Genomic DNA, 12,228 nt, shown 5'->3' on the forward strand with positions numbered 1-12,228 from the left:
ACCTAATATTGTTAATCAACAAGTTACATTTTTTTTCTCTTCGACGGCTCACGAAATCCTCACGATTTCCTTAAGCCTGGGCAAATTTAATACTTATTTGTCAAAGATAGATTACACAAAAGACGCCCGGCCATTAAAACATCCGGAGTTGTCATTACGAAACACGCGTCACCGGCGAGACATTTGATCAGATACTGAATATTACCCGGCAACCCAGCCAGGTAGTTACACCTTTCTTAATGATGATAAGTCACCATTTCTGGCCCAATAAAATCAGTAATAGCGACCGCGAACAGAATCAGAATATTCTGATAATGTCATCAAAAACCTTAACGTTTCAACAAAGTCTTTTTGGACGTTTTAACAAACCTCGCTTTGAACAGCATAAATTACCTTTGTAAAAGCAAGGGGTTACTGATCCCATCTAACAGATTTACCATTAACGGGATTGTTATGGGCACTATAGGTCAGCAGCAAAAAAAGCAAATCATAAGCTACAATTGTGATGTTGCACGTGTAAAAGAGGGTGAACAATTCATCGCTCAGCATAGTATCAGCCTCGTTTTGTCCGGAACAATGGAAATCTGTTTTGGCAAAAACAAGCAACAGTTCACGGCTGGAGAGATTTTTCTTTGCAGGAAAAATCAGTTGCTCAAGTTCACGAAGGTTAACGATCAGAGAAAAATTTCAAATCATTGAGTATTTTCTTCGATGAAAGCATGCTTCTAGATTTCGGCAGAGTGCATGGTTAAAATCCGCCGACAACGCACCGCCTGAAACGTTTTTTGCGATCAGGAAAAATGAGTTGCTGGATAGCTTTATGCAGTCACTCGCCTTATATGAAACTTTATTTCCACTCGATATTGATGGGCAACTTGCCAGATTGAAGCAACAAGAGGCACTGCTGCTGCTGTTGCACCTATATCCGGCATTCAGGAATATACTATTTGACTTTTCCCTTCCCGTCAAAACGGATCTGGAACAGTACATGGAAGAAAACTTTCATTTTAATGTACCATTGGAAAAGTTTGCCTTTTTAAGTGGCAGGAGCCTTTCTTCGTTTAAACGCGACTTTCACGAAATATTTGGGGAAACGCCATCGCGCTGGCTTTTGAAAAGACGCCTGGATGCCGCTTATCAGCTTATTAGCCGACAGGGAAGATCTGCTTCGGAGATATATCTGGATCTTGGATTCCAGGACCTGTCACATTTTTCTTTCTCGTTTAAAAAGCGATTTGGTACTTCCCCTTCTCAGGTTATAGCTTAATATAAACTTACTTAATCATCCCCATCAGGCGACGTATTTCGTTCGCCCTGGGATTCTATTATCAAAACAAAATCAAAAAAATGAACATCAGCAACCGCGACGGACGCCTCCCTGGCGTCCTGCAATGGAATATTGGCAGCAGAAGATCACCGTGCTTAATGACAGCTATGACTTCCTTACCCACCTACCCGAAGAAGGAGTTGTTGATTTGCTAAAGGAAAAATTTCGTCCAGATCCCCCAAAGTTAACTACACATGTTTTCCTGATAGAATCAACAGAACATGCTCCCGTACTTATAGATACCGGAATGGGTGACAGGATGGCACCGATGATAGAGGGACATCTTCTGAAGGCTTTGGAGTTTATCGGAGTAAAACCGGAAGAAATCGGTGTCATACTTTTAACGCACCTGCATGGCGACCATTTCTACGGCTTAACTGATAAAACCGGTAGAAAAATGTTCCCCAATGCAGCAGTATGGATTTCTGAAGCCGAACAAAATTTCTGGCTTCGAAACAATTCACTTACCGGCGAAGATCTGCAAAATTCAAAGGACGCAGGCGAAGCCCTGGCCTCATATGAATTATTGCCAGTAGGAAGTGGAAGCATATTACCGGGCATATCACCAGTAGCTTTACCCGGACACACACCAGGGCAGACCGGCTTCCTGGTTGAATCTGAGGGCGAAAGAATTTTATTCTGTGCCGACTTGCTCACCCTGCCGGCAATCCAAACAAGTCTGCCTGATGTTGGGTTTTCTACAGATGTCGATTATACACTTGCTGTCCAAACGAGAAGAGATACTCTGGAGCGGGCTGCAAAAGAGAGCTTGTTACTGGCAGGACCTCATTTTGAGTTCCCTTGTCTTACTTATGTGCAAAAGAAAGGAGATGGATATCAGCTAATCCCCAAACAATGGTTTTGAAATCAATTTTCAAGGCAATCTGGCATGAGGACGCAATATTCCATGTAATAATTGCAAAGGGGAATAAAAATCAAGTATCCAATGTGCGTTATTAAGATTGATATCCGTTGTAAAAAAAATTGTGCCTCCAAAGAAAACACTTTGGAGGCACAATACTTAAAGTGTTGCTGTAACATAGGCTGGATCATAGCGAAAAGTATATCGAAATAAGCGCTGTTTGCACACATCCCGATTATCAGGGTCGGGGATACGCACGCCAGCTGATTTTAAATCAGATTGGGCAGATTCAAAGAGATGGTATGGGATTTACAACGCGAAAGAAGATGTTCATTTATCTGCTTAATAAAGGTTAAAGCAATGCCCGAACCATAACCCCAAAACAAAAAAGCCTCCAAATCTTTCGACTTGAAGGCTTAAAGCTTGCGGTGAGAGAGGGATTCGAACCCTCGGTACAGTTTAACCCGTACGACGGTTTAGCAAACCGTTCCTTTCGGCCACTCAGGCATCTCACCGAATCATTTTGCCCCGTTAGGGGTTGCAAAAATAGGAATTGTTTTAAATTATCCAAAAACTTTTTCTAATAAGATTTACTGAATTTATTCGTTTACCTTACATATAACCAATTGCGAACTTCGTTTACCTCATCCTAACAACTGTAAATGAAAGCTTTAACCAATGTCATAACAGACCCTGTTTATATAAAAAAGACAGGCCCTGATTCATTTTTACGGCGGACTTTCAAATCTATGATCAGGGACGAACGTGATCTTCCGTTTGTTTACCTGACCCTGGAGTTGACACTGATTCTATTGCCGCTGGCGATTATTTTATATCTCCCGCTGCCCGGCTGGGCATGGTGGACAGCAGCAGTGCTCTACCAGATCCTGAACAATTTCAGGTATAAAGGACCTTTCGGACTGATGTTACATTGTACCAGTCACCGGGTCTTCTTCAATAAAAAGTATGATTTCCTCAATCATTACCTACCATGGGTAATCGGACCGCTCTTCGGTCAGACGCCGGAAACATACTATAGCCATCATATCGGGATGCACCATCCGGAGAATAACATGCCTGACGATGACAGCTGTACAATGCCTTTCCAGCGTGATTCCTTCCGGGGATTCAGTAAATACCTGACGAGCTTCTTCTTTGCCGGAGTCATCAATCTGTGCAGGTACTTCATTAAAAGACATCGCAAAAAACTACTGGTAAGAGCTTCCAGAGGAGAGTTTTTGTTTATTGCTGCCTGTGTGGGTCTGTCTTTTGTAAACTTCCCCGCGACGTTTACTGTATTTATCCTTCCGTTCCTGATCTCCCGGGTCATTATGATGGTGGGCAACTGGGCGCAACACGCTTTTATTGATGTTGCCGAACCCGACAACTCTTACAAAAACAGTATTACCTGTATCAATACAAAGTATAACCACAAATGCTGGAACGACGGTTATCATATCAGTCACCATGTAAAACCATCCATGCATTGGACAGAACATCCCCATTTTTTCAAAGAAACCCTTAACGAGTACATTGAAAATGAATCCATTGTATTTGATGGTATCCATTTTCTGCATGTCTGGCTCTGGCTGATGAGCAAAAGGTATGACCTGCTGGCGCGGCATTTTGTCAATATTGGGGATAAATACAGTTCTGACGAAGAAATTATAGCTTTTTTAAGGCGGCGTACAAAAAAGATCGACCTCGCTACCGTACCCGCTACTAGTGCTATTGCATAAAATATGGCTCCCTTTTTACTTATATGACACATAAATCTTATGAATATGCGTAATCATAAGAATAAGTGACTAAATTTGCGCTCTAACTTTCGATTTTAAAGTCAAAGCATTATGCGCACTGTTACGTTAAAAAGGGTTGTGGTTACCGGGCTGGGGGCCTTAACGCCTATCGGAAACGATGTAAACACATTCTGGAATAGTCTGAAATCTGGTACCGGTGGTGCTGGTCCTATTACCCGTTTTGATACTACGGAGTTTAAAACTAAGTTCGCTTGCGAACTGAAAGGTTTTGATATAGAAAAGTTCATGGAGAAGAAGGAAGCCCGCAAAATGGACATGTTTACGCAATATGCCATGGTAGCTGCTCAGGAAGCTGTTGAAAATGCAGGTCTTCATCTGGACGGTGTTGATAAAACCCAAATCGGTGTGATCTGGGCTTCTGGTAACGGTGGTATGCAGACCTTCGAAGACCAGATCGTAGAATTTACACAGACTAATTTCGTTCCTAAATTCAATCCTTTCTTTATTCCAAAACTGATCTCCGACATCGCGGCTGGTCAGATTTCCATGAAATATGGATTCATGGGTGTAAACTATTGTACGGTATCTGCCTGCGCTTCCTCCAGCAGCGCTCTGGTAGACGCGTTCAACTATATTCGCCTCGGTAAAGCGAACGCTATCGTAGCCGGTGGTTCTGAAGCACCTGTAACCCGCGCTGGTATCGCAGGTTTCAACGCCCTCAAAGCCCTCTCTACCCGTAACGATGATCCATCTACTGCTTCCCGTCCTTTCGACGCTGACCGTGATGGTTTCGTAATGGGTGAAGGCGCTGGCGCAATCATACTGGAAGAATACGAACACGCAGTGAAAAGAGGTGCTACCATCTATGCTGAAATGGTAGGTGGCGCAATGACTGCTGATGCTTACCACCTGACCGCTACCCACCCTGAAGGTCTGGGCGCGCGCCTCGGTATGGAAAGAGCACTCGAAGATGCTGAACTGAAACCGGAAGATGTTGATTATATCAACGCACACGCTACTTCCACTCCACTGGGTGACGTTAGCGAACTGAAAGGTATCAGCGGCGTATTCGGTGATCATCTGAATAAAATAAATATCTCTGCTACCAAATCCATGACCGGACACCTGTTGGGTGCTGCCGGCGCTATCGAAGCAATCGCTTGTATTAAAGCGACCCAGTTCGACATCGTGCCGCCAACCATCAACACCGGCACTCTGGGCGAAGGTATCCCTACCAACCTGAACCTGACCATTGGTAAGGCACAGGAACGTACCGTAAATGTTGCAATGAGCAATACCTTCGGCTTCGGCGGTCATAATGCGATCGTAGTATTCAAGAAATACAAAGCTTAATCAGCTACCTTTTTATAGAAAAGCGAATTACGTGGGCCCGGCTCCCGTAATTCGCTTTTTGTTTTCCTATAAACATTTAATAGATTACAAGTCTGATATTAGTCTGACTATAGTCATCCTTCGTTCATCCTTCGTTGAAAAACGTAGCATCAACGAAGGATAAGTATAACCTGACTACTGGAAAACACCGTTTCCTTGCCAACATCCTCCCTGCAGCAACACTGTATCGCTTTCCGCTACCGTCTGGTACAGTATCTCTGATAATCAGCATCTTAATACTAACGCACACTAAAATTTTTAGTAAACTCGTAATTATGCCGTAGTTTAGTAGTCTAAAATAGTCCGCGGGACTTCAACTTTTCACCGCGGCTTTTTAAACCGATATGGCAAAGAAGAAAGAGAATGTAATTGCGCCAGATCCTGCACCGGTCACGGCAGATGAGCATATAGCAGTGTTTGGAGCCCGGGCGCATAACCTGAAAAATCTGGACCTCCAATTACCCAAAAACAAACTGGTAGTGATAACCGGCATCAGCGGAAGCGGAAAATCCTCGCTTGCGTTCGATACCATTTACGCAGAAGGCCAGCGGCGATATATGGAAAGCTTTTCCGCCTACGCCCGCCAATTCATCGGCGATATGGAAAGACCAGATGTAGATAAAATTACCGGCCTTTCCCCGGTGATCTCTATCGAACAGAAAACAACCAACAAAAACCCTCGTTCTACCGTAGGAACGATCACGGAAATATATGACTTCCTCCGCCTCCTCTACGCGCGTGTAGGCCTTGCCTATTCTTATAATACCGGCAAACGCATGACCCGCTTCTCCGAAGAAGAGATCATGGAGCATATGTTCAAAAATTATCCGAAAAAGAAACTGGTGATCCTTGCCCCGCTCATCCGCGGTCGTAAAGGTCACTACCGCGAACTGTTCGAACAGCTCCGTAAACAGGGATACCTGAAAGTACGTGTCAACGGAGAGATCCTCGATCTTAAAGAACGTATGCAGGTAGACCGTTACAAGATCCATGACATCGAACTGGTCGTAGATCGCATACAGGTACTCGACGATGCCCGCGCCCGTATCAGCCAGAGTGTACAAAAAGCACTGCAGATGGGTAAAGGCCTGCTGTTTATCATGGATAATGATAGCGGCAAAATCAGTCAGTACAGTAAACAACTCATGTGTGAAGATACAGGCCTTTCCTACGAAGAGCCATCTCCCAACACATTCTCCTTTAACTCTCCTTACGGCGCCTGCCCCCGTTGTAAAGGTCTCGGCACCATTTATCAGATAGATATGGACGCCGTGATCCCGGACTATTCCGTATCCATTAACGATGGCGGATTAGCACCTCTCGGTGAGGCCCGTGATACATTTACCTTCAAACAGGTACAGACGCTGGCCCGGAAACATAAGTTCTCCCTCACAGCACCTATATCTGACCTGCCACAAAAAACACTGAACCTGCTGCTCTTCGGAGATGAAAATGGTTCACTGGAAATGGATATGGAATTCGGTGATGGTAGTGAAACTACCTATTCCGCCGAGTTTGAAGGGGTGATCAATACCGTACGCCGCTATTTCAACGATACCTCTTCAGATGCAGTACGCAACTGGGCCGAAAGTTTCATGAAACTGCACACCTGTCCGGAATGTAACGGTACCCGTCTGAAAAAAGAAAGTCTCTTTTTTAAAGTAGACGAAAAAAATATCGCGGAACTGGGCGGCATGGATCTGGATAAATTACAGGTCTGGTTCAAAGACATCGAAAAACGCCTCGATAAGAAGCAGAATACCATCGCAAAAGATATCCTGAAGGAAATCCGTGAACGCCTTGGTTTCCTGCTGAATGTCGGACTCAACTACCTTACGCTCTACCGTGCTACACGTACGCTCAGCGGCGGAGAAAGTCAGCGTATCCGCCTCGCCACGCAGATCGGTTCCCAGCTGATGGGGATCACCTATATATTGGACGAACCAAGTATCGGTCTGCACCAGCGGGATAATATGCAGCTGATCGACGCATTGCGTAACCTGAGAGAAATGGGCAATACCGTTATTGTCGTGGAACATGATAAAGATATCATGCTGCACGCTGATTATCTGGTAGATATCGGACCCGGTGCAGGTGTACACGGTGGTCGTATCATTGCACAAGGTACGCCACAACAGATCCTGAAACTGGATACACCAACCGCTGGTTATCTCAACGGAAAAAGGGTCGTACCCGTACCTGCCGAACGCCGTAAAGGCAATGGTAAGGCACTGGAACTGAAAGGCGCTACTGGTAATAACCTGAAAAACGTCAGCGTGAAATTGCCACTTGGGGTATTCATCTGCGTTACCGGCGTATCTGGTAGCGGTAAGTCTACCCTGATCAACGAAACGCTCTATCCGATCCTCAGCAAACACGCTTACGATTCCAAGCTGGAGCCAATGCCTTACAAAAGCATCAAAGGGCTGGAAAATATCGATAAAGTCATTGAAATAGATCAGTCGCCAATCGGTCGTACACCGAGAAGTAACCCGGCCACCTACTGCGGATTCTTTACAGATATCCGTCAGCTGTTCTCTCAGGTACCGGAGGCAAAGATCAGAGGTTATAACGCCGGTCGTTTCTCCTTCAACGTGAAAAGCGGCCGCTGTGATGTTTGTGAAGGCGGCGGCATGCGCGTCATCGAAATGAACTTCCTCCCGGATGTATACGTACACTGCGAGAAATGTAACGGACGCCGCTACAACAGGGAAACTCTGGAAATCCGCTATAAAGGCAAATCCATCTCAGACGTACTGGATATGACAGTAGACGAAGCCGTGGAATTCTTCCAGCCTGTCAGCTACATCTACCGTAAGATCAAAACCTTACAGGATGTAGGTCTGGGGTATATCACACTTGGACAATCAGCCGTGACCCTGTCCGGTGGTGAAGCCCAACGTGTGAAACTGGCCACAGAACTGTCCAAGAAAGATACCGGTAAGACCATCTATATTCTGGATGAACCTACCACCGGCCTCCACTTTCAGGATATTCAGCTGCTGCTCGCCGTACTCAATAAACTGGTAGACCGTGGCAATACCGTACTGGTGATCGAACACAATCTGGACGTGATCAAAATGGCCGACCATATCGTTGATCTGGGTCCGGAAGGCGGCGCAGGAGGTGGTACAATCCTTTGCAGTGGTACACCGGAACAGGTGGTCGAATGCAAAGAAAGCCATACAGCCCGCTTCCTGAAGATGGAACTGAATAATTAACAGACAAATATCACATTACATATTTCCGCTTTCTGTTGGTGAAATTAATCATCAGCAGAAAGCGGAACTTGTAAATAGGAACTCGTAATTTGCAGGCATGAAATATATTTCTGGGATTATAGCAATACTGCTCCTGTCAGTGTTTGCGGCCTGTGAAGATGAGACTAAGACGTGCGACTCAACCTTGCTCAGTGACCTGGGTATGAACTTTAAAAAAGATACTCTTCAGGGATTTCTGGTCAAAGACACGATATGGCCTAAAGTAACATTATATGCCATTGGTAATGATTCCGTTCTTATCAACAGGCAACCGAGAAGCAGCGCATTCATGCCGCTGGACCCATTACACGATACCTGCAGATTTTACCTGCAACTGGACTCAATTGCTATTCCTGACACCCTTACTTTCAGGTATAAAAGAGTGCCCAGCTTCGTATCTCCGGGATGTGGCTTTGCCACCTTCTTCTCACTGGATACAGTGATCACCACTTACAATACCATTGATTCCATACACATTAATAATAGGGAAGTAAACAGTTCGAATGATACGCACATTTCTTTATACTTTATCTATTAGTCTGGCCGGCCTCTTGACCCAAGCCGCACAGGCGCAGGTAAAACCCGCTCCCGCGGCAGGAGATACCAGTATCAAAAGGACAACTACAGATACTTCCGCTCCCCGTAAACCGGTTAAAGCGACCGGAGAGGTATTACAGCCCGCAAAGAAAGACTCCTTCTATATCACAGGAGGCGGACTTCGTTTAGGACTGGACATCAGCAGATTTGCCATTCATGCCTTTCAGCCATATCGGACCGACATTGCCATACAAGGAGATGTTCGTCTCGGCAGAAAAATCTATGCAGCTGCAGAAGTAGGATTTAACCGTACCTCTCATAGCGACTCAAGCTATACTTACAAAGGAAGCGGCGTATATACGACCCTCGGTTTTGATTACGACTTCCTGAAAAAGAAAGATCCGAACGAAAAGAATATGGTGTACCTCGGGGTACGCTATGGATTTGCGAGAAATAGTTACGAAGCACCCAATTACCTCATCAAAGACGGTTATTGGGGCGTGGAAACACCCGGCTCATTTCCTAAAACCAATATGGTCGCTCACTGGATAGAATTTACCTTCGGTATGCGCGTGGAAGCATTGCCTAACTTCTTCCTCGGATGGGCCGTACGCGAAAAAGTCCTGCTAAGCAAAAACTCACCAGAGAGCTTCGATCCACTCGTCATTCCCGGATTCGGCAGTGGCTCTAAAAGTTCTCAGTTCGACCTGACCTATACAGTATCCTACTATATCCCCCTGTATAAGCTGAAGTTCAACGAAACAAAACGAATGGAAAAGCTGAAGCGAAAAGAGGAGAAGAAGAAACTACGCCAGTAACATCTCTACATATAAAAACGCCCATATTTACTGGTAAATATGGGCGTTTTACTTTATAACAGCAGCCTCACACAACTCAGCTGCATTTTAATGCCTGATCGGCCTTCAGACCTTCGCTTCTCTGATCATTTCTATGTGTGGAATATCATCTTCCAGATACATCTCACTACTCTGCTGAAAGCCCAGTGAACTGTAAAACTTATCCAGATACTGTTGTGCGCCTATTTTAATAGGCACTTTCCCGAAACGATCCTCCACCGTTGCAATGGAATGTTCCATCAACTTTCTGCCGGTACCATTGCCTCTGGCACGGGAAGAAGTCACCACGCGGCCAATCGAACACATATCGAACTTGATACCGGGGCCGAAAATACGTGTATAGGCCACCAGTTCGTTGTCCAACGTATCATCATATCCCAGAATATGCAAGGCCAGCTGATCTGCATTATCCATATCCTGAAACACACATTGCTGCTCTACAACAAACACTTCACTACGTAACCGCAACAAAGCATATAGCTCCTGTGTGGTCAGTTCCTCAAATGTCTTAATGGTCCACTTTATCATAAGAAGAGGATTTTATTGATTCCCAGATGCAAGATAATCAATTACTAATGTCATGAAAGAATAGGCTCATCCATCGTAATTACTCATAAAACAATATCCCTGAATCCGGTAATAAATAATAATTTAGTGCGAATTAACGAGAAACAGCATAGATTATGAGTACCCAAGCCATGCCATTCCTTTCATTGGAGCATATCACTGTTCGTTACCTGGACAAGACCCTTTTCACCGGCCTGGACTGGCATATCAACAAAGGAGAACAATGGGCGATCACTGGCCCCAGCGGTTCCGGAAAATCAGCCCTGCTAAGTACTATAGCCGGAAAATTCAACGTTATTAACGGTAGGATACAACATCATTTCAGTGATACCTATCGTAGCGAACATACGGTTACCGATCCATACTTCACCTACCGCGACCTTTTGGCTCTGGTAGGCCACCATCATACTTTCAGAAACCGCTCCAATACTACAACGGACTTCTATTATCAGCAGAGATTCAACAGTATGGACTCATCGGATGCACCGACTGTACGGGAATACCTCTACGGAGAATCCGGCGGTACGCCTGAAGAGACCCCGATACTGGAACCACTGAGGATCCCGGCACTGATGGACAAAGAACTGATCAAACTCTCCAACGGAGAAACCCGTCGTGTAATGATCGCAAAGTCCCTGCTGAAACAACCTGTACTGCTCATGCTGGATAATCCCTTTACCGGACTGGATGTGCAGACGCGCAAGCTTTTCAGCGAGATGGTGAATAAGATCATCGCCAATGGTACAACTGTCCTGTTGGTGACCTCTCCTTCAGAAGTTCCTGAAAATATCACCCATGTACTGACACTGGACGAAGGCCGGGTAACCGGAAAGTATACACGGGAAGAATATCTGAAAATACCTCAGCCGCTCAGCACACAAGACTGGCAGGTGGATGAAGACAAGATCAGGGCGATCGTCAAAAACACGAAATCCCCGTTTGAAACCATCATCCGGATGGACCATATAAAAGTGCAGTATGGCGAACATTTGATACTGGACGATGTTAACTGGTTAGTGAAACCCAATGATAAATGGGCCCTTTTAGGTCATAATGGCGCCGGTAAATCAACCCTGCTGAGCCTGATCAATGGCGATAATCCACAGGCTTATGCACAGGAGCTTTACCTGTTCGACCGTAAACGTGGCACCGGAGAAAGTATCTGGGACATCAAAAAGAAGATAGGTTTTGTGTCTCCCGAGCTCCACCAATACTTTCAGGCAGGCAGTAATTGTCTGCAGGTAGTCGTTTCCGGATTTTTTGACATCATTGGCAGCAGTAAACCGGGTACAGAAGAGCAACGGGCGCATGCCGCCGCATGGATGGATATCCTTGATATCGCTTCATACGCCTCCCACGCTTTCAAAGGTGTACCCGAAAGTGTACAGCGACTGACCCTACTGGCCCGCGCACTGGTAAAAGAGCCCCCATTGCTTATCTTTGACGAACCCTGTCAGGGACTGGACCAGCAACAAAAAGAACACTTTAAACATGTAATAGATACCCTGTGTAATGTGATGGATCTAACCCTGATCTTTGTTACACATTATCAGGAAGAAATTCCATCGGCCGTTACCAAAGTATTAAAACTGGAAAGGGGAAAGGTCATATATTAATTTAATAACACATTTGTTTACCTTTATATCTTAAACAGCATTTAAGCCTC

At 45.2% G+C, this 12,228-nt stretch carries 11 protein-coding genes and 1 tRNA gene; 10 read left to right on the forward strand and 2 right to left on the reverse strand.

What is annotated here, in order from left to right; translation table 11 throughout:
- Positions 1 to 453: 453 nt before the first annotated feature.
- The 4 genes from FEF09_RS18285 (at position 454) to FEF09_RS34840 (ending at position 2,545) form a co-directional block, all read left to right on the forward strand.
- A complete protein-coding gene (locus tag FEF09_RS18285) occupies positions 454 to 699 on the forward strand; it encodes a hypothetical protein (protein WP_146306452.1) in 246 nt (81 codons plus the stop codon).
- 184 nt (positions 700 to 883) lie between these two features.
- On the forward strand, positions 884 to 1,267 hold the full coding sequence (locus FEF09_RS18290; protein ID WP_186774398.1) for a helix-turn-helix domain-containing protein: 384 nt from the start codon (positions 884 to 886) through the stop codon (positions 1,265 to 1,267).
- 124 nt (positions 1,268 to 1,391) lie between these two features.
- Positions 1,392 to 2,192 carry an MBL fold metallo-hydrolase gene (locus tag FEF09_RS18295; RefSeq protein ID WP_146306454.1) on the forward strand — a complete coding sequence of 267 codons (801 nt, stop codon included), beginning with the start codon at positions 1,392 to 1,394 and terminating at the stop codon, positions 2,190 to 2,192.
- A gap of 179 nt (positions 2,193 to 2,371) precedes the next feature.
- Positions 2,372 to 2,545, forward strand: coding sequence for a GNAT family N-acetyltransferase (locus FEF09_RS34840; RefSeq protein ID WP_146306539.1), 174 nt, complete (start codon positions 2,372 to 2,374; stop codon positions 2,543 to 2,545).
- A 70-nt stretch (positions 2,546 to 2,615) separates the two neighbouring features.
- On the opposite strand, the gene FEF09_RS18305 is transcribed toward FEF09_RS34840, so the two are convergent.
- Positions 2,616 to 2,704, reverse strand: a tRNA-Ser gene (locus FEF09_RS18305).
- A gap of 234 nt (positions 2,705 to 2,938) precedes the next feature.
- Here FEF09_RS18305 and FEF09_RS18310 point away from each other — a divergent pair.
- The 5 genes from FEF09_RS18310 to FEF09_RS18330 all read left to right on the forward strand — a co-directional run bounded on the left by FEF09_RS18310 (position 2,939) and on the right by FEF09_RS18330 (position 9,956).
- Positions 2,939 to 3,928, forward strand: coding sequence for a fatty acid desaturase family protein (locus FEF09_RS18310; protein WP_261387590.1), 990 nt, complete (start codon positions 2,939 to 2,941; stop codon positions 3,926 to 3,928).
- Between the two features lie 111 nt (positions 3,929 to 4,039).
- Complete coding sequence (gene fabF / locus FEF09_RS18315) at positions 4,040 to 5,302, forward strand: beta-ketoacyl-ACP synthase II (RefSeq protein WP_146306456.1); 1,263 nt, start codon at positions 4,040 to 4,042, stop codon at positions 5,300 to 5,302.
- Positions 5,303 to 5,685: 383 nt separating this feature from the next.
- On the forward strand, positions 5,686 to 8,562 hold the full coding sequence (gene uvrA / locus FEF09_RS18320) for an excinuclease ABC subunit UvrA (protein WP_146306457.1): 2,877 nt from the start codon (positions 5,686 to 5,688) through the stop codon (positions 8,560 to 8,562).
- A gap of 97 nt (positions 8,563 to 8,659) precedes the next feature.
- The gene (locus FEF09_RS18325) at positions 8,660 to 9,139 is read left to right on the forward strand and encodes a DUF6452 family protein (RefSeq protein WP_146306458.1); all 480 of its coding nucleotides are present in this window, start codon (positions 8,660 to 8,662) and stop codon (positions 9,137 to 9,139) included.
- On the forward strand, positions 9,105 to 9,956 hold the full coding sequence (locus FEF09_RS18330) for a DUF6048 family protein (RefSeq protein ID WP_146306459.1): 852 nt from the start codon (positions 9,105 to 9,107) through the stop codon (positions 9,954 to 9,956). The genes FEF09_RS18325 and FEF09_RS18330 overlap by 35 nt, the downstream gene beginning before the upstream one ends.
- Before the next feature lie 105 nt (positions 9,957 to 10,061).
- Here FEF09_RS18330 and FEF09_RS18335 read toward each other — a convergent pair whose 3' ends face one another.
- Positions 10,062 to 10,523, reverse strand: a complete 462-nt coding sequence (locus FEF09_RS18335) for a GNAT family N-acetyltransferase (RefSeq protein ID WP_146306460.1) — start codon at positions 10,521 to 10,523, stop codon at positions 10,062 to 10,064.
- A 155-nt stretch (positions 10,524 to 10,678) separates the two neighbouring features.
- On the opposite strand from FEF09_RS18335, the gene FEF09_RS18340 reads away from it, so the two are divergent.
- Positions 10,679 to 12,178 (forward strand): ATP-binding cassette domain-containing protein, encoded by a 1,500-nt coding sequence (locus FEF09_RS18340; RefSeq protein WP_146306461.1) that lies wholly within the window; start codon positions 10,679 to 10,681, stop codon positions 12,176 to 12,178.
- Positions 12,179 to 12,228: the final 50 nt, after the last annotated feature.

The organism is Chitinophaga pinensis, assembly GCF_007896845.1.
GTDB lineage: Bacteria > Bacteroidota > Bacteroidia > Chitinophagales > Chitinophagaceae > Chitinophaga > Chitinophaga pinensis_C.

Bases quoted from the DNA above. Each gene is read 5' to 3' on its own strand.
- FEF09_RS18310 (WP_261387590.1), top strand. From the start codon at position 2,939: ATGATCAGGGACGAACGTGATCTTCCGTTTGTTTACCTGACCCTGGAG.
- FEF09_RS18285 (WP_146306452.1), top strand. From the start codon at position 454: ATGGGCACTATAGGTCAGCAGCAAAAAAAGCAAATCATAAGCTACAAT.
- FEF09_RS18325 (WP_146306458.1), top strand. From the start codon at position 8,660: ATGAAATATATTTCTGGGATTATAGCAATACTGCTCCTGTCAGTGTTT.
- FEF09_RS18340 (WP_146306461.1), top strand. From the start codon at position 10,679: ATGAGTACCCAAGCCATGCCATTCCTTTCATTGGAGCATATCACTGTT.
- fabF (WP_146306456.1), top strand. From the start codon at position 4,040: ATGCGCACTGTTACGTTAAAAAGGGTTGTGGTTACCGGGCTGGGGGCC.
- FEF09_RS18330 (WP_146306459.1), top strand. From the start codon at position 9,105: ATGATACGCACATTTCTTTATACTTTATCTATTAGTCTGGCCGGCCTC.
- FEF09_RS18295 (WP_146306454.1), top strand. From the start codon at position 1,392: ATGGAATATTGGCAGCAGAAGATCACCGTGCTTAATGACAGCTATGAC.
- FEF09_RS18335 (WP_146306460.1), bottom strand. From the start codon at position 10,523: ATGATAAAGTGGACCATTAAGACATTTGAGGAACTGACCACACAGGAG.
- uvrA (WP_146306457.1), top strand. From the start codon at position 5,686: ATGGCAAAGAAGAAAGAGAATGTAATTGCGCCAGATCCTGCACCGGTC.